The organism is Trichocoleus sp. DQ-U1, assembly GCF_039961925.1.
Taxonomy (GTDB): domain Bacteria; phylum Cyanobacteriota; class Cyanobacteriia; order Cyanobacteriales; family FACHB-T130; genus FACHB-T130.
In genome coordinates this window covers 13062-33790 of sequence record NZ_JAMPKB010000062.1, presented here as the reverse complement: position 1 = coordinate 33790, position 20729 = coordinate 13062, and the positions used below count along the sequence as shown (strand labels likewise).

Here is a 20729-nt window from a genome sequence, read left to right as displayed (position 1 = left end):
TGTGAGCATAATCGACAATAACGCTAATCTCTTGCTGGGAACCGATTTGCACTCGTTCCATCCGTCCCGGTACTCCCGAAAATTCGGGCAGCGCCGCCGCAATTAACTCCAAATCTACTCCCAAATCCAACACTGCTCCCACAGCGGCAAGTAAATTTTCCAGATTGTACTGCCCGACTAGAGGCGAACGGAAAGCCACGTCACCTTTGGGTGTATGCATCACCCCGCTGACTCCCGTTGGCTCATAACTCAGGTCGCTCATCCATAAATCGGCGGTTGTATCGTTGACACTGTAGCGCCATACTTGGTCTGGATTTAACCGTTCGCTCAACCGCTGTCCGTAAGCGTCATCGGAATTAATCACCGCCCGCCCTTTAAGATATTCAGGGCTAAACAGCAATGCTTTTGCATTGAAGTAATCTTCCATGTCGCGGTGGAAGTCTAGATGATCCTGGGTGAGATTGGTGAACACAGCAACCGAGAACGGACAACCCAAAATCCGACCTTGCGCCAAAGCGTGAGAACTCACTTCCATCACACCCATCTGAGATCCGGCTGCGATCGCGTCTGCCAGTTGTTTTTGCAGTTCGACAGCAAAAGGCGTCGTGTGGGCAGCGGTTTGTTGAAAGCCAGCCCAACGGGCATACAGCGTCCCAAATAAAGCCGTTGGTAACTGGCTCCAAGTCAGGAAAAATTCGATTAAATGAGTCGTTGTCGTTTTGCCATTCGTGCCAGTGACGCCAATCAGTTTTAGCTGTTGCGCTGGGTAGCCATAAAAGGCAGCAGCAACTTGGGCGCAAGCTTGAGTCATGTCTGCAACTGGAATCACGCAGGCATCTTCCCCTTTGGGAGGATGTTTTTGGGCAGCTTGAGAAGAAACCAGGGCGGCGACTGCACCGGATGCGATCGCGCCTTCCCAAAACTCCCCTCCATCCACTCGCGTTCCGGGCATCCCGATAAACAAATCTCCCGGTTGACAAGCATGGGAATTTGTCGTTAAGCCCTTAACTTCCAATTCCAGAGCAGTCTGACTAGAGGGTTGCTCAATCTGGGGAATGGTTGCTAATAACTCTCGCAATTTCATCTTTAGTAACTCCTCACAATCGTCACGAGTCATTAATCGTTAGTCATGAGTCATCGGATCGTTAGCAGGCGGACGCTCGACTCAAGACTATTCGCGCTTATTCTTTATCTTTTACAAGCAAATATTTCTGTAACATTTGCTCCAACTGCTGCACCGTAGCGCGGGGTGAAGGACGGGGCAACGGTTCTTCTACTCGATCTGTACGCTGCGATCGAACCCTAAACAGGACGGGAATTTCATATTGATAGGCTTGAAACCAATCTTCGCGAGTAGTGATATCCCGGATTTCCAGTTCAATGGGGGGGGTTGAAACTTGTTCGAGTTTTTCTTGTAACCCCTCGCACAAGTGACAACCCGGCTTGCTGTACAGAATTAACCGCACTCAATCTCTCCAAAAAACTTTGATAGGGCGATGATAGCTCCTAGTGCAGTTTGGCAGAAATCAATTGCCGGTTCAACAATTAGAAGTTATCTCATCTTTTCTTCAATGCGGACACCCATCCCCAAAAAAGCAGCAGAATCATTCTGTGACTGGCTACGCTTTGCCTCTACAATCCTTCCTCTCGATAGCAGGATGTTGGCGAGGGAATGTAGGCGGGGTGATTCTTGTCCGCGCCCATGCCTGCGCCAGTAGAATGCCATGCAATTCTTTACACGATGTTCATTTATAGCCCTGTTCTCCGATCGGGTTAGGTGCTTATAAGAGGTAAAATAATTTGTAATAAAGAATTCAGAAATTCACTAGAAACGTACCATGAGCGATAGCACCACAGCTCCCGTTAGCATCTCCTCGTTTAATCTGGATGAGCTTAACCAAAAATTTGACAAAGCTCATCCCAGAGAGATCCTGGCTTGGTGTGTTACAAATATCCCCACGGGACTGGTGCAAACCAGCGCCTTTAATGTGGATGATTTGGTAATTACGGATCTTTTATACCGCGATCTCAAACCAGCAACGCCAGTGCCAGTCTTGTTTCTGGACACGCTGTATCACTTTCCTCAAACCCTGGAGTTAGTTGCTAAAGCGCAGGCACTTTACAATTTAAACCTCCAAACTTACAAAATTCCCGATCTTGACTCTCGCGAAGCCTTTGCAGCTAAATACGGCGAAGCGCTGTGGGATAAGGACATCACCCAATTCCACCACCTGACCAAAATTGAACCGTTGCAACGGGGTCTGGCAGAACTCAGCACCGTTGCCTGGATTACCGGACGTCGCCGCGACCAAGCCGTGACTCGTGCTGATATGCCAGTCTTGGAACTAGATTCACAGCAACGGCTGAAAGTGAATCCTCTGGCCAACTGGACACGCAAGGACAGCTGGGCTTATGTGGCTGAGCATGGCATGATTTACAATCCTCTGCACGATCAGGGATATGCCAGCATCGGCGACGAACCCATTACTACACCCGTTGCTGAGGGTGAAGACGAACGCGCAGGTCGCTGGCGCGGCATGGGTAAAACTGAATGTGGAATTCACATTTAGAATGTCTAATGGGTAATAGGTAATGGGTAATGGGTAATGCAAGAAGATTACCAATTACCCATGACCAATCACCAATTACCAATTAGCAAAATGATTAAAATCCTCCACCTATCCGATATTCACATGGGGAGTGGCTTCTCCCACGGACGGGTCAATCCGGAAACCGGAGTAAACACACGGCTTGAGGATTTTGTCAATACTTTATCAAAGTGTATTGACCGAGCGATTGGGCAAAGTACAGACGGAGAGAATGGCGAACCCGTTGATTTGGTCTTGTTCGGTGGAGATGCTTTCCCCGATGCAACGCCGCCGCCGTATGTACAGGAAGCGTTTGCCAGCCAGTTTCGGCGCTTAGTCGATGCCCAGATCCCAACGGTGTTGCTGGTGGGGAATCACGACCAGCATTCTCAGGGGCAGGGAGGCGCGAGTTTATGTATTTATCGGACATTGGGAGTGCCGGGGTTTATTGTCGGCGATCGCATCGTCACCCACCGCATCGAAACCCGCAGCGGTCCCGTCCAAATCATTACCCTCCCTTGGCTCACCCGTTCCGCCCTGCTGACGCGCCCGGAAACTGAAGATTTGTCTCTAGCCGAAGTCAACGAGTTATTAATTAAGCGTCTTGAGCCTTGCCTGGAAGGAGAAATCCGGCGTCTAGATCCGGAAGTACCAACCGTTCTTTTAGCTCACCTGATGGCAGACCGAGCTAACTTAGGTGCAGAGCGCTTCCTAGCAGTCGGCAAAGGGTTTACCATCCCCATCTCGATGCTGACGCGACCTTGCTTTGACTACGTCGCGTTGGGGCACGTCCACCGACATCAGAATCTCAACAAGTCGAACCAGCCTCCAGTTATCTACCCAGGCAGTATTGAGCGAGTCGATTTCAGCGAAGAAAAAGAAGACAAAGGCTATGTGATGATTCAGCTGGAACGAGGCAACGCCCAGTGGGAATTTTGTCCTCTTCCGGTGCGCCCCTTCCGGACTATCGAAGTGGATGTCTCTGATGCATCTGAGCCGCAAGCCGCTTTAATCAAAGCGATAGGCAAAAAAGATATCAAAGATGCTGTCGTGCGGCTAATCTACAAACTGCGTTCCGAGCAGATAGATTTGATTGATAATAATGCCCTGCACGCTAGCTTAAGTGACGCCCACACCTACACAATTCAGGCGGAATTAGTCAGTCAGCTAGCGCGTCCTCGCTTGCCCGAACTCGGTTCTAGTGCCAGCACCGATCCTGTGGAAGCGCTGAAAACTTACTTAGCCAATCGGGAAGACCTTAAGGATATTGCCGCCTTGATGCTGGAAGAAGCCCAGAAGTTACTGGCACATGAGGAAGAGGCGTGGTTCAACGCTTCTGACATTGAGGAAGCATCAGCGATAGGAACGAATCAACCGAGTCAGCAATCTGTGGCAACGACAGATTCCCAGCTGCGTTTACTGTAAAAGTCTTGCTTGAATTTGTGCTAAATCTGCAAGGATTCAGTATTACTTAGTATGCGCGTATTTTTCATACTAAGTATTGTTTAGTATACGTATAATTACATAAACTAAAAAGCAGGTTTGAGCGTATCAGCAAAAAGCAAAAGACTCTGAAAAAGTTTAAAATTTAGATAAATAGATTACAGAATTTGAGTAAATGAGCTTTCGGGAACAGACTTCTCAGCAAGTCACAACGCAGCCTTTAATGTCTAAATTTTTACCAGCAGTTTTAGTCGTAGCTGCTTTTAGCGTTGGTGCAGCGGCACACATCCAACCAGCTTTGGCGGGAACTTGTGCGGCAAAGTGCCCCCCAGCCCCGATTCAGTTCGTACCGGGACAACGCATCACCTATGAGGTGGTAAACCTGACATCAAGTTTGGTTCAGATGCAAAAGGTGGTGGGTACCGATCCGATTCCCCTCAATCCCGGACAAGTAGTGTCTTTCACAAGGGGAGGGGGTACAGACCCGAATCTATCACTTTTGCTGTGGGATGCGACGGGTTTACCCCTAGGAGTGAGACTTGCTAAACCGAATCCTAGAACTTTACGAATCGAAGTCCGTCCTGGTGGGCGTCCTCCAGGCGATCGCACAATTTATTTAAGAGATGACGGTCGGGTTGCTGTTTATTAAAAGCGATCGCATATCCCTATAGACCCAATCATTTAACGAATTAAAACTGATAGGATGGGCTGAGCCAGACTGCTGGAAATACGACGCCTGTGCAAGATCGCCCTCATTCAGAATCATCCCCTCGTCCTGCCCGATTGCCCAATCATCGATGGCAAATATTTCCAGTACGAGACGAACTAGCCCAACAGTTAGCTAAAACGACGGGTCTTTCACCACTGTTGAGTCAGGTACTGATTAACCGAGGCATTGAGACGGCAGAAGAGGCGCAAGCATTCCTAGATCCAGAATCTCAGGTTTTGCCCTCACCTTTGGAAGAATTCCCCGACTTGGCAATTAGTGTGGAGTTGTTGCAAGAAGCGATCGCATCCCAGCACAAAATTGCGATCTGCGGAGACTATGATGCGGATGGGATGACTAGCACTGCGCTTTTACTCCGGGCACTGCGGTGGTTAGGGGCACAGGTGGATTATGCGATTCCCAGCCGCATGAGTGAAGGCTACGGGATTAATCGCCGCATTGTCGAAGAATTTCACCGGGAAGGCGTTTGGCTGATTTTAACGGTAGATAACGGCATTTCTGCGTTTGAGCCAATCGATCGGGCACGGCAGCTGGGTGTCAAAGTTATTGTCACCGATCATCACGATATTCCCGAAAAACTGCCTCCAGCCGATGCCATTCTCAATCCCAAGCTGATTCGAGAATCTTCTCCTTATCGCGGGGTGGCGGGCGTTGGCGTCGCTTATATCTTGGCTGTCACCCTCGCCCAACAGCTGGGGCAAACGAAGGGATTGGTGAAGCCACTATTAGAACTTTTTACCCTCGGAACAATTGCCGATTTAGCACCGTTAACAGGGGTAAACCGCCGCTGGGTGAAGCGGGGTTTGCAACAATTACCGAATTCTCAACTAGCGGGAGTTCAGGCGCTGATTCAGATAGCGGGAGTACCACAAGGCACAGAGAACAGCGAAGCGGAAACTCCAAAATCTAAAATCCCAAATCCACAATCCTTAAAGCCAGAGGATATTGGGTTTCGCCTGGGGCCAAGAATTAACGCCGTGGGACGGATTGCCGACCCGCAGACGGTGATTGAATTGCTGATAACTGATGATATGGGAATCGCACTGGAACGGGCGATGCAGTGCGAACAAATTAACAAACACCGACAGCAACTCTGTGAAGAGATTGAACGGGATGCTGTTACTTGGTGTGAAGAAACCCAGATTATTGGAATCCCGAATAAAAAGTTAGATTCTGCCAGTGAGGTTTTACCTCAAATTCCAGATAAGTCGATTGACTTCCAGCAAGAACGGGTGTTAGTGCTGGTTCAACCGGGATGGCATCATGGCGTGATTGGAATTGTTGCCTCGCGCTTGGTGGAACGCTACGGCGTGCCGGTGTTTATCGGAACTTATGAAGATGAGCATCACGTCCGGGGTTCGGCGCGGGGGATTCCTGAATTTCACGTATTTGAAGCTTTGCAGTTTTGTCAGGATTTGCTGGGGAAATTTGGCGGACACAAGGCGGCGGGGGGCTTTTCGATGCCAGCCGAAAATCTCCCTGCATTGCGATCGCGTCTTAGCCTTTTTGCTCATCAGTGTCTGGAACCCCAGCACCTAAAGCCGCTGCTCAAGATTGACGTTCAGGCTAACCTCGACGATATTAATCTTGATCTGTACCAACAGATTGATGCCCTTCACCCGTGCGGGATTGAAAACGCTGATCCCGTATTCTGGACGCCGAATGTCCGCGTAGTTGAGCAAAAAATTGTCGGGAAGGGTCACGTCAAATTAAAATTCCAAGACTCTGGGGATAACGGGAGTCAGGTTCGGAAAATCGAAGCGATCGCTTGGCGATGGGGCAATCATTACCCTTTACCGTCGCGAGTCGATATCGCCTACAAACTGCGACAAAATACCTGGAATGGCAACACTACGGTACAACTGGAGTTAGTAGGTCTGCGACGTTCCACGGGGGAACCCCATCAATTGTCCTTCTCCCCAGGACTGAAAGCTGAGTTTCACTACAACCAGCGTCGCTACACCTGTAGTCTTTCTGAGTCTTTAAAAGAGTTAAAAATTAGAAATCCTGAAGGCAAAGTTCTGGCGATTCAGCAAGGACACAGAATGGGTTTACTCGGAATCACGCGGGAAAATGCCAAAGAGGTTGATGTGACGAAACCTCCGTTTTATCCATTGATTAAAGCGGCAATGCAAGCGCTGGATCTACCGGGAAAAAATACATAAGTTTTCTGAGAAAGCGAGATAAGATTTTTTAAGGCAAAGTAACGCAAAGGGATTTGCCAAGTTACGCAAAGCTATCTGCTCATCCTTTGCGTGACTCTGCGCTATCCTTTGCGGTACTGTGCGTTGAAAATACGATTTTGTGTCAAAATGCCAGTCTTTTAGAGGTCGCCGCCTCGAAATGCCAGCACGAAGATAACTGCTGGGCCAGCAAGCATAATTACCGCCACAAAGCCTAGCTGAGCAATGACTTCCCAGTTGATGCTGCTCAAACCGCTGAACAAGTCGCTGAAAATCTCCATTTGTCCTGCCTTTCTACGGGTATTTACAATGTGTTGATTTGAATAGCTAATTGGCAAATTTTGCCATCTAATCTTACCCAGCGATCGCGTCTTTTATTTAAAGAACTTTACAAAAGTATAAACAATGACAAAAAACCCTCAGAAAGTCGTTTCTTGCCGCTGGCAAGGAAAAACCTCTCTTCAAGGCGCGATTTATCGCGTCTAAACTGAAGAGACGAGAACTTTTTGAAAGATGGTTTGGAACAATGCCGACTTGGCGATGTGTTAAGCAATGTGGAGCCTGCTGTCATCTCGATCCAGCAGATCGCCCTGACTTAGATCAATATCTCATGCCAGAGGAGTTACAGCTATATCTGAGCATGGTCGGCGAAGGGGGATGGTGTGTGAATTTCGATCGGGAGACGCGAGAATGTCAGATTTATCTAGATCGTCCTCGCTTTTGTCGGGTGCAGGCAGATGTTTTTGAGGAATTGTACGGCATTGAGCCAGAGGAACTCAATGACTTTGCGGTGGAGTGTTGCCGCGAACAGATTGAAGGCGTTTATGGCGATCGCTCTTTAGAAATGATCCGATTTAACCAGGAAGTTGGCTTTTGAAACCGATTAGGAACTTAAATCTTCTGCAAGCAACCAAAGGTTGATATTTGTACCATATTCTGAGAAAATGAAAAGAATATGAAAATTAGCTAGCGTTGAGCCTAACTCAATAGTGAAACTTTCTGCACTGCCTCCTAGCCTGCCTGCCTTAGAGCGTCCTAGCGCCCAGGTACCTGCCGTTGAATCAGCGCCTTCACCCTCTTCAAAGATTAGCCATTCTAAATCTCAAAAGCCAAAAGTGAAGCTTTTCCAGCGGGTGCCTTGGACAGTCTTTAGCTCCACGTTCTTGACGATCTTTTTGGCAGAAATGGGAGATAAAACTCAGGTGGCAACGCTGCTGATGAGTGCAGAATCTCAGTCGCCGTGGTTGGTGTTTGCGGGGGCGGCAGTGGCACTGATTGCTACAAGCTTAGTCGGTGTATTGTTGGGGCGCTGGCTGGCAACTCGGCTGTCTCCTAAAACCTTGGACATGGCAGCGGGAGCTTGTTTGCTTTTCGTTTCTGTGATGCTGCTGTGGGATGTCGTACATTTTTAAGTTGCAAGATTTTCACGTTGCAAGGTTGGCACTTTGAAAGTTCAACCTGTCAGCGATTCAAAACTTTCAACCTTTAACCCTTCCAACCTTCAACTATGGATTGGCATCTTCTCGGAATTAGTTTCATCACGGTATTCTTGGCGGAGATTGGAGATAAGAGCCAATTGGCAGCGATCGCGCTCAGTGGCAGTTCTAAATCTCCCCGCGCCGTGTTTCTCGGAACGATCGCCGCACTGCTGTTGGCTAGCTTCCTGGGAGTCATTGCTGGGGAAGGCGTGGCGGTGCTGTTGCCTGCGCGGTTACTCAAAGCGATCGCAGCGATTGGGTTTGCCTTAATTGCCGTCCGCTTGTTGTGGCCTGATACCGACGTGCCAGAAGATTTAGAAGAGACACCGTAAATATCAGGTTTTAGCTGTGAGTTTTTAGATTGGGAAGAAACTTCCAGCCAGAAAAACATTAATTCTGGAAAAAGCCCGTAAAAAGACAAGGCTTTAGCGCTAGGAGTGTCAACATAGATTTAGTCAGTTGCAGCGCTTCCCACTATGAGCTATTGCCTCAATCCAGCTTGCCCAAACTCTCAAAATCCCTCTGATACAAAGTTTTGCCTGACTTGCGGCACTAAGTTGCTGCTCAAAGACCGCTACCGTGCCATCAAACCGATTGGGCAAGGCGGTTTTGGTAGAACTTTTTTGGCAGTGGATGAAGACAAACCTTCTAAACCGCGTTGTGTAATCAAGCAGTTTTACCCGCAAGCCCAAGGCACCAGCACGGTTAAAAAGGCAATTGAGTTATTTAACCAAGAAGCGATGCGGCTAGATGAACTGGGTAAACATTCCCAGATTCCCGAATTACTGGCATATTTTACTCAAGACGATCGCCAGTATTTGGTGCAAGAGTTTATCGATGGGCAAAACTTAGCCCAAGAATTGGCACAGGTGGGTGCTTTTAGCGAATCTCAGATTCGTCAGTTGCTGAGTGATTTATTGTCAGTGCTGCAATTTGTCCACAGCCAACAAGTGATTCACCGAGATATTAAGCCAGAAAATATTATTCGCAGAAGTCGCGATCGCAAGCTCGTTCTGGTTGATTTCGGCGCGTCTAAAGTTGCCACCACTAACGCCCTCAACCAAACGGGAACCAGCATTGGCAGCCCTGAATATGTGGCACCAGAGCAAGCCAGAGGCAAAGCTTCTTTCGCTAGCGATATTTATAGTTTAGGCGTCACCTGCATTCATCTATTAACTCAGCGCTCTCCGTTTGACTTGTACGATATTAACGAAGATGCTTGGATTTGGCGGCAATATTTAATCTCTAAAGTTAGCGATTCGCTGAGCAAAATTCTGGACAAAATGCTGCAAACTGCTCCCAGTCGGCGCTATCAATCAGTAGAAGAAGTCTTGAAAGACCTGAATCCTTCGCCAGCCCAAGTCACGGTAATTTCTCATACACCGGCGACACCTGCCAAGCCTCTGAAATCATCGCCGGTGACACCACTCGTTGCCAACAAGCCCCCTAATACATCCAAAAGCCAAATTGATATTGAATTAGAGGCTTTAAAAGCCGAAATAATGGGTGGTAGCACCGCCAAAAACGAAAATCAAAAATCGGCGTCCCCACAACCTCCATCTTCAAATCCTGCTAAAGCTAACAGCCAGGTCGATCTGGAATTGGAGGAGCTAAAAAGTCAGTTTCTGGGATCTCCAACGCCCAAAAAGCCCCCTCAGAGCTAGCGCCTTGGGGATGGCTGGAAGGCACCGCCATCAATTAAACAATCTCAAACAGCGATCAGAGGCTGAATGCGAGCCGGAAATCCAGCCGAATTGAGTGCCTCAACAGCCGTGTTGTGGTCTTGCACCCAGAATTGACGACCAAGGCGAACGGTTAAGTGCCGCTGTCCTCCTTTCACCGTTGCAATCACCGGGACATTTGCTTTGTCTTTATCGCCTGAGTGTTCTTGGAGATTGGTCATCAAGCGATGCTGTTCCGCAATGTCACCCGCTTGATGAGGTGTCAGTTCCACCATCACCATCCGCACTTGTTCAATGGGTTCTGTATCCTCAACGATCAGCTGAGTTTTATCGTCTCGCCTGTCTACTTTTCCCCAAATAATCAGGCGATTATCCACGACCAGATGTAAGTGAATGCGTTCGTAAGTTTTCGGAAAGACGACGGCTTCAGATTGACCTGTTAAGTCTTCGATTTGCAAGATCGCCATGCGATCGCCTTTTTTGGTGACTACGGGTTTGATCCCGCTGACTATCACAATGGCGCTAAGAGTCGTATCCTCCCGCTGGTCGCCGAGTTCGCTAAGATTAATCGGAGCGAGAATTTGAGCGGATTTCCGCACAGATTTAAGGGGATGGTCAGAGACGTAAAAGCCTAGCAGTTCTTTCTCAAAATGTAACTTTTCGTGTTGAGAAAAATCAGGTATGGCTGGAGCCTTAGGAGCAGATTCAAAGCTACTTTCTGTTGTCGTATTTCCAAAGTCAAAGAGATTTCCCTGCCCACTGGCTCGGTCTTTAGCGCGATTTTGCCCCCAAGGGAGAACTAGCTCAAGGTCTTTGCTTAATTGCTGTCGGTTGGGTTCGAGGGTATCAAACGCACCGCATTTGATCAAAGCTTCTAAGGCGCGGCTGTTAACTGTGCGAAGATCCACGCGATCGCACAAATCAGCCAAAGACTTAAAATTGCCCCCGGTTTCCCGTGCTGCCAAAAGACACCGAATTGCCCCCTCTCCCACATTTCGGACTGCCGACAATCCGAATAAAATACTATTTTGCAGGGGTGTAAAATCAACTCCCGATCGATTAATATCTGGCGGCTCCACTTGAATATTCATACTCAAACAAGTGGTGATATATTTTTGCACCTTATCCTGGTCGCCACTGTTAGATGTCAGCAGCGCTGCCATGTATTCAACGGGATAATTTGCCTTTAAATATGCCGTTTGATAAGTTACATAAGCATAAGCCGTTGAATGGGATTTATTGAAGCAATATTCGGCAAATTTAACCATCTGCTCGAATAAATCTTCAGCAATCTTTTCCTTTACTCCATTTTTAGCAGCTCCATCAATAAAGGCTTCTCTATGCTTTTGCATTTCCGAAACCTTTTTTTTACCCATCGATCTTCTCAATAAATCTGCTTGTCCTAGAGAATATCCTGCTAAATCCTGAGCCATTTTCATGATTTGTTCTTGGTAAACAAGAACCGCATAGGTTTCTTGCAGAATTGGCTCTAGTAAAGGATCGACATACTTGATTTCTTCTCGACCATGCTTGCGGTTAATAAACAGAGGAATCAGACCCGCATCTAATGGTCCCGGTCGATAGAGAGCAAGAATTGAGGAAATATCTTCGATGCTGGAAGGCTTCAGGTCGCGCACAATCTGACGCATTCCAGAAGATTCTAATTGAAAGATGCCTTCTAATTCACCTTTTTCTAATACTTCGTAGGTCTTTTGAATATCCGGGGGTATTTTTTTAACTTCACTTTTGGCTAAGATTTTCTGAGCTTTTCTTTCGTCAAGTGGGAGTTGATCGGGATCGAGGGTAATATTTTTATTTTGCTTAATTAGATCGATGCTTTTCTGGATCATGGTTAAGTTTCTTAACCCCAGAAAGTCCATCTTTAATAACCCCAGCGATTCCAAGTCTTCCATGAAATACTGGGTAATGACTGAGCCGTCATTATTTCGTTGTAGCGGCACAATTTGATCTAAAGGTTCTGCTGAAATCACGACTCCGGCGGCGTGTACCCCGAAAGTTTTGTTCGTTCCTTCAATTCGCATTGCCATATCAATCCAATGGCGGACGATAGGGTCATTATTGTATTTTTCTTTAAACTCTGGTGCGGGGGTATCATCCGAAATCATCACCTTGAGTTTTGTTGGCTTACCTCGCACTACTGGGATCAGTTTTGCCATTTTGTCTGCATCCCCATAGGGAATATTCAACACTCTGGCGACATCTTTTAACACCGCTTTAGACGTGAGGCGGTTAAAGGTAATAATCTGCGCCACCCTATCCGTGCCATACTTTTGGGTAACATATTCAATCACTTTGTCCCGTTGTTCAATGCAGAAATCCGTATCAATATCTGGCATAGATTTCCGTTCTGGGTTCAAAAATCGCTCGAATAGTAACCCATGATGGACGGGATCGATGTTAGTAATTTTTAAGGCATAAGCAACCAGAGAACCCGCCGCAGAACCGCGACCAGGCCCCACTGGAATATTATTATCTCTGGCATATTTGATATAATCCCAAACAACTAAAAAATAAGTTGAAAATCCCATCTGTTGCATCATTTTCAACTCATACTCCAGCCGCTCTTTGTAGATGGGATCGACTTCAGCACGAGAGCGATAACCAAACCGTTCTAAGAGACCTTTCCAGGTAACATCTTCGAGAAAAGTATCGGCGGTGTAGTCGGCTGGGATTGGATAATCGGGAAGACGAGGCTCACCGAGGATGTTGTAAGGTTGAACTTTGTCTGCGACTTCTAGGGTATTTGCGATCGCTTCCTCAATTACGTCGTCCGGTAGATGATCTCGAAACAGATATTTCATCTCATCAGCGGATTTCAGATATTCAGTGCCGCTGTAGCGCATCCGATTATCTTCAGAAATCAGTTTTCCGGTCTGAATACATAATAAGGCGTCGTGAGCTTCGACATCGTTGCAGGAAATAAAATGGGAATCATTAGTAGCGACAATTTTTATGTCTAGTTCCCGCGCAATTTTTACAATCTCAACGTTAACTGTTCGGTCTTCTTGAGAACCGTGATCTTGAATTTCTAAATAAAAATCTTCACCAAAAACATCTTTATACCACTGGGCAGTTCGACGAGCAACATCGGGTCGGCGTTGAAGAATTGCCTGGGGAATTTCACCGCCCAAGCAAGCACTGGTGACAATTAATCCTTCGTGGTATTCAGCTAATAATTCTTTGTTGATACAAGGGCGGGCAAAAATTCCTTTTCCCTGATACCCTTTAAGATGGGAAATTGTTGTTAACTTAACTAAATTTTTATAGCCTTTCGTATTTTTCGCTAAAACAACTTGGTGATATTTTTTTCTGCCGCGCTTTTGTTCTTCAATATCACCATTAACGACATACATTTCATTGCCAATAATCGGCTTAATCGTTTTCCCACGACAAACCTTAATTAGCTCAATCGCGCCATACATAACACCGTGATCTGTGAGCGCGATCGCAGGCATCCCCAATTTCAATGCTTGATCCACCAGTTCCGGTAACTGACTGGCACCATCCAGCAAACTGTAATCACTGTGAACGTGCAAACCAACAAAAGACATATTTGGTAATTGGTAATCGGTAATTGGTAATCGGTAATCGGTAATGCCAATTACCGATTACTAATCTAGAGTTTTGGAGCGCGTAGATGCCAATCGGTTGCTTGCTCATAGGCATAAGCGACTTGCAGTAGCAAATCTTCTCGCAACACGTTACTCATCATCTGTATCCCAATCGGTAATCCCTGGTCATCGAATCCACAAGGTAAACTCAATCCAGGTAAACCTGCAAGATTCAAAGGAATCGTCATCAGGTCATTTAAATACATACTCAAGGGATCTTCGCTATTTTCCCCTGCTTTAAATGCGGTGGTGGGAGCAGTGGGAGACACTAAGATATCCACTCTTTCAAAAGCCCGTTGGAAGTCTTGTTTAATCAAGGTGCGGACTTTTTGTGCTTTCAGATAATAGGCGTCGTAATATCCCGCCGAGAGCGCATAAGTACCTAACATGATCCGCCGCTTGACTTCGGTGCCAAAACCGCCGGAGCGGGTCTGAGTATACATTGACAACAGATTATCCGCGTCAGGCGTCCGGAAGCCATACTTCACGCCGTCGTAACGGGCGAGATTGGCGGATGCCTCAGAAGGAGCAATGATGTAATAGGTGGGCAAACCGTAGCGGAAGCGGGGACAGGAAATTTCTTGAATTTCGGCTCCCAGGTTTTGCAGCTGCTCAATCGCTTTTGTGACCGCTTGCCACACACAGGAGTCTACACCTTCACCAAAAGTTTCTTTAATAAAACCTACTCTCAACTGACCTCTAGGTCTCAGGTCAGGTCTCAAGGATTTGGCATAGTTTGGGATTTTCACGTCGAGACTGGTAGAGTCTTTGGGATCGTAACCCGCGATCGCTCCCAGTAAAATTGCCGCATCTTCGACTGTCCGCGCAAATGGCCCAATTTGGTCCAAAGAAGACCCATAAGCAACCAGACCAAAACGGGAAACCAGCCCATAAGTCGGTTTTAACCCGACAACGCCGCAGAAAGATGCTGGCTGACGGATAGACCCCCCTGTATCGGAACCGAGAGACACCACACACTCTCTTGCCGCCACCGCCGCCGCCGAACCGCCAGACGATCCTCCCGGCACCCGCTGTAAATCCCAAGGGTTGGCGGTGACTTGATAGGCAGAGCTTTCTGTAGAACTGCCCATCGCAAACTCATCCATATTCGTTTTGCCCACCATCACCGCACCAGCATCTGCCAGTTTTTGGGTCACGGTTGACTCGTAGGAGGGGACAAAATTTTCCAAAATCTTGGAACCGCAAGTGGTGCGAATTCCCTGGGTACAGAGATTGTCCTTGATGCCAATGGGAATGCCAGCCATCAGCCCAATTTCTTCACCGGCAGCGATTTTGGCATCCACAGCATGAGCCTGTTCTAATGCTCTCTCTGCCGTCACGCTCAAAAAACTATTCAATTTCGGCTCTAGTGCCTGAATGCGGTCTAAAGCTTCTTGAGTGAGTTCTACAGCGGAGCGTTCTTTACTAATGAGTTGTTTGTGCAACTCGCGGATGGATGGCATGCTTTGCTTCTACCTTTAGTGACTCAAAGTCCAGATATTTAGTATAGGTCGTGGTTTAGACGCGATGGTTAATTCAGCAATCCTTTGGGATTGTGAAATTTTAGCGGGAAGTTTGGCAAACCCTGAAATGCGGAACCGAAGGTTGTTCTACACAAGACATCCCTTTCCCGACGCTGTCCAGTTACCCTCCAAGTCGAGCATACTGGATCGTGTCCGTAACACACGCCAGGTCAATTATGCGTCGATTTCAGTTTTGCGCGATCGCTCCCATGCGCTTTCTCGCTCAGAAAGTATTGAGACTCGCAACCCTATTGCTATTGTCTCTAACATTTTTCGGTTGGACACTCCCAGTGCAAGCAGCGACCCAAATTAGCCCGCGCTTGGAAGAGCAAATTTTACAAGTGATTCGTCAGCACCCAGAAGTGGTTCTGGAGTCGGTTCAGGCATATCAACAACAACAACAACAGCGGCTAAGCCAAGCCCAGCAGTCATTTTTGCAGGAATTCAAGACCAACCCCAAGGCAGTCATTGGGGCATCTCCGACGACGGGAACAGAGTCGTCAAAGGTTGTGCTAATCGAATTTTCAGACTTCCAATGTCCTTATTGTGCCCAAGCGCATGACACGCTAAAGGAGCTGATCGCAAAGCATCCGGATGAAGTGACTTTAGCTTACAAGCATTTTCCCCTGACTCCGATCCATGCGGAAGCCATGCCAGCGGCTAAAGCGGCTTGGGCGGCAGATCGGCAAGGCAAATTCTGGGAATATCATGATGCTTTATTTGCCAAGCAAGACAAATTGGGCGAGGAGTTATATGTGGAGATTGCCCAAACACTCGATTTGGATTTAGAGCAATTTAACCGCGATCGCGCCAGCGATACCGCCAGTGCTGCAATTGGGCAGGATATTCAGCTTGCTGAGAGTTTAGGGCTTGCAGGCACTCCCTTTTTCTTGATCGATACTGAGACTTTCTCAGGTCCTATCCAACTGTCAGATATGGAAAATCTACTCACTGCTGCCAAGTAATTTCGGTGTCATCAAGATTGAATCTGGATGGAGCGCTTTAAGCGTTCATTGCCTTTGAGCGCTTCTGACAGCCTCAGTCATTTAGCTGTACCTGAGTTGACAGAATGCCAGATTACAGAGAGGCTGTCACTTTGGTAACTAAAGGCAGTGTAATCAGAAACTCAGCTCCCTTACCGGGAGAAGAAATGCACTCCAGCTGACCACCATGTTTTTCGACGACCACTTGGTAGCTGATAGACAAACCCAATCCGGTGCCTTTACCAATCGATTTGGTGGTAAAGAAAGGTTCAAACAGGCGCTGTCTAACCGTTTCAGTCATCCCCCGTCCATTGTCAGCGATGCGGATTTGCACCTGCTGGGGGTTGAGTAACTGAGTACAAATGGTGATGCGGCTGGGATTTTCTTTGATGTCCTGAGGCGATCGCTGAGCGTCCCGTTCGTCTAGGGCATCCATCGCGTTGGAAAGTACATTCATAAACACCTGATTCAACTGACCGGCGTAGCATTCCACCAAGGGCAAATTTCCGTATTCCTTGATGATTTCAATGCCGCGACGGTCAAATTTGTCTTTCAGACGGTTGTGCAGGATGGTTAGCGTGCTGTCAATGCCTTCGTGAATGTTGACAGCTTTCACTTCTGCCTCATCCATGCGTGAGAAGTTGCGGAGTGCCAGCACGATCTCCTGAATTCGGTCGGCTCCAACTTTCATCGACGATAGCAGCTTCGGCAAGTCTTGCATCAGGAATTCTAGGTCAATCGCTTCAGCTTCTTCCTGAATTTCTGAATGTGGGTGAGGATAGTGCGTTTGATACAGTTCCAGCAACCTCAGCAAGTCTTGCATATAGTTGTTGGCATAAGTGAGGTTGCCGTAGATGAAGTTGACGGGGTTATTAATTTCATGGGCAACGCCAGCAACTAACTGTCCCAGACTGGACATTTTTTCAGTTTGTACCAATTGCGCCTGAGTCTGCTGGAGTTCCTTGAGTGTCTGCTCTAACTCGTGTGCTTTAGTACGGGTTTGATTGTACAGGTCTGCCTGGTTGAGCGCGATCGCAAACTGCTCGATCACGCCCTGTAACAACTCGACCTCGCTATCGTTCCAGCAACGCGGCTCGGTGCTGTGGCTACAGCAAATTGCGACAACCATACCCCCAGGTAACTGAACGGGGATAATCAGTACTGTTCGCATTCCTAGCGTGCGTACAAAGTCTCGCCAAGTGGGATCTTCTACCGTCTCGATATCTTCTATTCGTAAGGTTTCCAGCTTTAGAAGTTTGGTCGCTAACACACCGAATGCCGATGCAGGATAGCGTCCGGTCAAATCGGGTAGGTGAGCAAGGCGAACTTCCGGAGAAATTTCCCAGTATGGCTCCTCTACATTGCCGTGATACCAGCCAAGATGACATCGATCGGTCTGAAGGACTTTCTGGATTTCGTGCAATGTTGTCTCTAAGATGGCATCAAAGTCAAGAGAATTGCGAATCTGGTTTGTGAGCCGATTAATTAACTGTTCGCGCTGTGCTTGCTCTTTTAGCTGCTGAACGGACAATCGCAAGGCATCTTCTACCCGTTTGCGTAAGCGAAGCTCGTCGTAGACATCGCTAATATCCCTCGTGATGACAACGATACCCAGAATGTTACCGTGAGCATCCCGCCAAGGAGCTTTTGTCGTTAAAAAGGTGGTGTTGATGTCACCATTAGAAACCACTTCCTCATAAGCTTCAGTAACGCCTGCTTCCATAATCTGACGGTCTCTCGCCATGATTTGGTGGGCAATGTCGGGAGGTAGCAGTTCAGAATCGTCTTTGCCAAGAATCTCCTCAATTGGCTTTCCAAAGAAGTTTGCCAAATTAGAGTTGAGCGCGATATGACGCCCCTGCCGATCTTTGACAAGGATGAAGTCTGGTGTACTTTCCAAAATAGAGCCTAAGATGGCATTGCGTTCGCGCAGGACTGCTTCCGCTTGTTTGCGTTCGTCTTCGACGCGCTTGCGATCGCTGATATCCGTCGAAATTCCACCCAGCGCGTAAGGCACACCATCCTCATCCAGAATTGGGAAATGCACCGAAACGTAGGTATGCAAACCATCTTCATGGAGGATAATTTCTTCTGAGACGATGGCTTTTCCCCCTGCCAGAATCCGTCGATCGTTCTGTGTAAACTGCTGAGCCATTTCTTGGGGAAACAAGTCGTAATTCGTCTTTCCTTTAATCTCCTCTCTGGTAATGCCAAATAACCGTTCAAATTCCCGATTAACCCGAATGTGTCGTCCTTGAATATCCTTTAAATAAATCACTGCCGGACAGTTATCGATAATCGCTTGTAGTTCTGCCTCGCTCTCTTTCAAAGCGGCTTCTGCCTGCTCTCGCTCTCGAATTTCGTCTTGCAGGTGTGCCACCACCGCTCGGAGTTCCTGGGTGCGTTCCTCGACTCGTTGTTCTAGCTCTAGCTTCCCTTGGTTCAGTGCTGCTTCCGCTTCCTTTCGCTCCGTGATATCCAGCAGCACCCCACAGAAGATGATTTCACCCTGATTGTTTTTTGTAGGGATAGAACTACTACCCTGCCACCAGCGTATCTCTCCATTTGGCTTGATTAATCGCCCTTCATAGTGCCAAGGGATGGATTGCTCAATCACTTCAGTGACCGATGCATAATAGCTTTCTAAGTCGTCAGGATGCACCTGACGAATGAACGCGCCGAAATCTGCCATCACCACCTCAGCCGTCACGCCTAGGAGATTCCAGATTCCTTCACTCATATAATCTACTCTCCAGACATCCTTCCGGTTGGTGAACTGGAAAATCACCCCAGGTAGATTCGCGGTGGTATCTCTAAATCGTGCCTCCTTAACGGCTAAAGCTGCCTCAGCTTGTTTGCGCTCCGTGATATCTTCGATTGCCAGGATGATGCCGCCCATCACTCCGGTTTCATCTTGCCAAGGACGAATCTCCCATTTGCGCCAACCAGTTGAGCCATCCGTTCGCTGAAACGGTTCTTCTACCAACATCTCGACTGCTTCGGTCAAACAACGTTGGTATGCTGCCTGTAAGGGTTCCCAATCCGAGGGACAAACTTCAGGATGCGATCGCCCAATAATTTCTGGTTGCTTCAGTCCCAGTTCGCTCAACCACCGCTGGCTGAAGAGCAGATAGTTGAGGTTGCTATCGAGAATGGCAGCCGCCAAGGGTAGGTTTTCAATGAATCGGAAACAAAGGCAATCGTGCTTCATCTGGCTCTGAGCCGGGAAGTGCTGTTTCATGAATTAGGGATTGGTTCCTACACTGGACAGTATCCAATACTGGGGTTTCTCAGCCTCCCCATCTGCATACCAAAGTGCATGATGACAAAGAGGATTCAATATCTAGAGTTCCCTCTACACAAACGCTAGTAACATTTGTTGAAATGACGAATTGCAAAAAAACTAGAATTATTCTGCGTATATAGATAAGTTTTATCGCTGACAAATACAAGTGAGAGGCATGCTACCACTCCACCTTACCAGCGCCCTAAATTCTGAATCAGGTTCAATACAAGAATTTAATTGCGTCGAATTATACAAACTTACTGAACGCGGCTTCAAAGCTAACTTCAAGGCTAAGTAGTACGCGATCGCACCGATGACATCGACTGTAACGCGATTCAAAATGAAACTCAGCTAGCACAAACACTGAAAATTTTAGACGATCCCCTCGTAGTCAAAAATGGGGAAACTTTCTCGTCGGGTGCTGTCTATTTATCTAATACGGACAGTTTATCAACTCGTGGCAGCGAGTCTTAAGGTAACTTATGCGTCGAATTCAATTTTGGGCATTTGCCCCCATCGTTCTACTCGCTACGTTCTCTCCTTTGATGGGTCAAGCGCGGCAGCCTCTAGCAAATGTTAGCGGTAATATTGTCCCCGTTGGTTTTTCTCAAGAAGGCTCTCTCTTGCTAGCGCAGGCAACTACTCTCTCACCGCTGGAACAAGGAGTGATTGCTGAAATGAATAAGGCGCGGAAAAATCCCGCCGCCTATGCCGCCGTACTGGAGAATTGGAAAAAACGCTTCCAAGGTAAGCAAGTGAGAATGTCTGGAAACGTCTTTTTACAAACCCAAGAAGGTGTGAAAGCCGTCGATGAAGCGATTCGCTTCCTGAAATCCACTCGTCCTCTCCCACCTCTAAGTGCATCTAAAGGGATGTCATTGGGGGCTAGGGATCATGTGAAAGACCAAGGACCAAAAGGTAAGGTTGGTCACAATGGGAGCGATCGCAGCGATCCGTTTTCTCGCATCAACCGCTACGGTTCCTGGCAAACCACCGCAGCCGAAAATATTAGTTACGGCTCTGACACCCCTCAATCTATCGTCATGCAGTTAATCATTGATGATGGAGTTCCGGATCGCGGTCACAGAAAAAACATTTTCAACCCGGCTTTCCGAGTCGCAGGAGTGGCTTTTGGGTCTCACGCAAAATACAAATCGATGTGCGTGATTACCTATGCTGGAGGATATAAAGAGAAATAGGCTTC

At 47.6% G+C, this 20729-nt stretch carries 17 protein-coding genes; 10 read left to right on the top strand and 7 right to left on the bottom strand.

Going from position 1 to position 20729, the window contains the following annotated elements; all coding sequences use genetic code 11:
- The 3 genes from NDI34_RS21275 to NDI34_RS21265 all read right to left on the bottom strand — a co-directional run.
- Positions 1-1084: UDP-N-acetylmuramoyl-L-alanyl-D-glutamate--2,6-diaminopimelate ligase (locus tag NDI34_RS21275; protein ID WP_348233742.1), on the bottom strand; the 1084-nt coding region annotated here is incomplete at its 3' end.
- A 97-nt stretch (positions 1085-1181) separates the two neighbouring features.
- Positions 1182-1466, bottom strand: coding sequence for a glutaredoxin family protein (locus NDI34_RS21270; protein WP_348233741.1), 285 nt, complete (start codon positions 1464-1466; stop codon positions 1182-1184).
- A gap of 86 nt (positions 1467-1552) precedes the next feature.
- Entirely contained in the window at positions 1553-1726 is a 174-nt protein-coding gene (locus tag NDI34_RS21265) for a hypothetical protein (protein ID WP_348233740.1), read from the bottom strand.
- A gap of 112 nt (positions 1727-1838) precedes the next feature.
- Between NDI34_RS21265 and cysH the strand changes: the two genes are divergently transcribed.
- The 4 genes from cysH (at position 1839) to recJ (ending at position 6923) form a co-directional block, all read left to right on the top strand.
- Positions 1839-2570 (top strand): phosphoadenosine phosphosulfate reductase, encoded by a 732-nt coding sequence (gene cysH / locus NDI34_RS21260; RefSeq protein WP_190414784.1) that lies wholly within the window; start codon positions 1839-1841, stop codon positions 2568-2570.
- Between the two features lie 90 nt (positions 2571-2660).
- The gene (gene sbcD, locus NDI34_RS21255; RefSeq protein ID WP_190429485.1) at positions 2661-4013 is read left to right on the top strand and encodes an exonuclease subunit SbcD; all 1353 of its coding nucleotides are present in this window, start codon (positions 2661-2663) and stop codon (positions 4011-4013) included.
- A gap of 193 nt (positions 4014-4206) precedes the next feature.
- Positions 4207-4680 carry a hypothetical protein gene (locus NDI34_RS21250; protein ID WP_242032508.1) on the top strand — a complete coding sequence of 158 codons (474 nt, stop codon included), beginning with the start codon at positions 4207-4209 and terminating at the stop codon, positions 4678-4680.
- 89 nt (positions 4681-4769) lie between these two features.
- Positions 4770-6923: a single-stranded-DNA-specific exonuclease RecJ gene (gene recJ, locus NDI34_RS21245; RefSeq protein WP_348233739.1), complete on the top strand. Its 2154-nt coding sequence runs from the start codon at positions 4770-4772 to the stop codon at positions 6921-6923.
- 158 nt (positions 6924-7081) lie between these two features.
- On the opposite strand, the gene NDI34_RS21240 is transcribed toward recJ, so the two are convergent.
- Positions 7082-7204: a photosystem II reaction center protein Ycf12 gene (locus tag NDI34_RS21240; protein ID WP_190414819.1), complete on the bottom strand. Its 123-nt coding sequence runs from the start codon at positions 7202-7204 to the stop codon at positions 7082-7084.
- Between the two features lie 263 nt (positions 7205-7467).
- Here NDI34_RS21240 and NDI34_RS21235 point away from each other — a divergent pair, with 263 nt between their 5' ends.
- From NDI34_RS21235 to NDI34_RS21220, 4 genes are all read left to right on the top strand, one after another.
- Entirely contained in the window at positions 7468-7818 is a 351-nt protein-coding gene (locus NDI34_RS21235) for a YkgJ family cysteine cluster protein (RefSeq protein ID WP_190429480.1), read from the top strand.
- A 208-nt stretch (positions 7819-8026) separates the two neighbouring features.
- On the top strand, positions 8027-8353 hold the full coding sequence (locus tag NDI34_RS21230; protein ID WP_347275957.1) for a TMEM165/GDT1 family protein: 327 nt from the start codon (positions 8027-8029) through the stop codon (positions 8351-8353).
- A 95-nt stretch (positions 8354-8448) separates the two neighbouring features.
- Positions 8449-8751, top strand: coding sequence for a TMEM165/GDT1 family protein (locus NDI34_RS21225; protein ID WP_190414788.1), 303 nt, complete (start codon positions 8449-8451; stop codon positions 8749-8751).
- Between the two features lie 144 nt (positions 8752-8895).
- A complete protein-coding gene (locus NDI34_RS21220) occupies positions 8896-10083 on the top strand; it encodes a serine/threonine-protein kinase (protein ID WP_348233738.1) in 1188 nt (395 codons plus the stop codon).
- A 44-nt stretch (positions 10084-10127) separates the two neighbouring features.
- On the opposite strand, the gene NDI34_RS21215 is transcribed toward NDI34_RS21220, so the two are convergent.
- Positions 10128-13673 (bottom strand): DNA polymerase III subunit alpha, encoded by a 3546-nt coding sequence (locus tag NDI34_RS21215; RefSeq protein WP_190984801.1) that lies wholly within the window; start codon positions 13671-13673, stop codon positions 10128-10130.
- A 65-nt stretch (positions 13674-13738) separates the two neighbouring features.
- The gene (gene gatA / locus NDI34_RS21210; protein ID WP_348233737.1) at positions 13739-15196 is read right to left on the bottom strand and encodes an Asp-tRNA(Asn)/Glu-tRNA(Gln) amidotransferase subunit GatA; all 1458 of its coding nucleotides are present in this window, start codon (positions 15194-15196) and stop codon (positions 13739-13741) included.
- A gap of 236 nt (positions 15197-15432) precedes the next feature.
- Between gatA and NDI34_RS21205 the strand changes: the two genes are divergently transcribed.
- Positions 15433-16221, top strand: coding sequence for a thioredoxin domain-containing protein (locus tag NDI34_RS21205; protein ID WP_348233736.1), 789 nt, complete (start codon positions 15433-15435; stop codon positions 16219-16221).
- A gap of 112 nt (positions 16222-16333) precedes the next feature.
- Here the strand turns inward: NDI34_RS21205 and NDI34_RS21200 are convergent, their stop codons facing one another.
- Positions 16334-19480, bottom strand: a complete 3147-nt coding sequence (locus NDI34_RS21200; RefSeq protein WP_348233735.1) for a PAS domain S-box protein — start codon at positions 19478-19480, stop codon at positions 16334-16336.
- A 527-nt stretch (positions 19481-20007) separates the two neighbouring features.
- On the opposite strand from NDI34_RS21200, the gene NDI34_RS21195 reads away from it, so the two are divergent.
- Positions 20008-20724, top strand: a complete 717-nt coding sequence (locus NDI34_RS21195; RefSeq protein ID WP_190531430.1) for a CAP domain-containing protein — start codon at positions 20008-20010, stop codon at positions 20722-20724.
- Positions 20725-20729 lie beyond the last annotated feature (5 nt).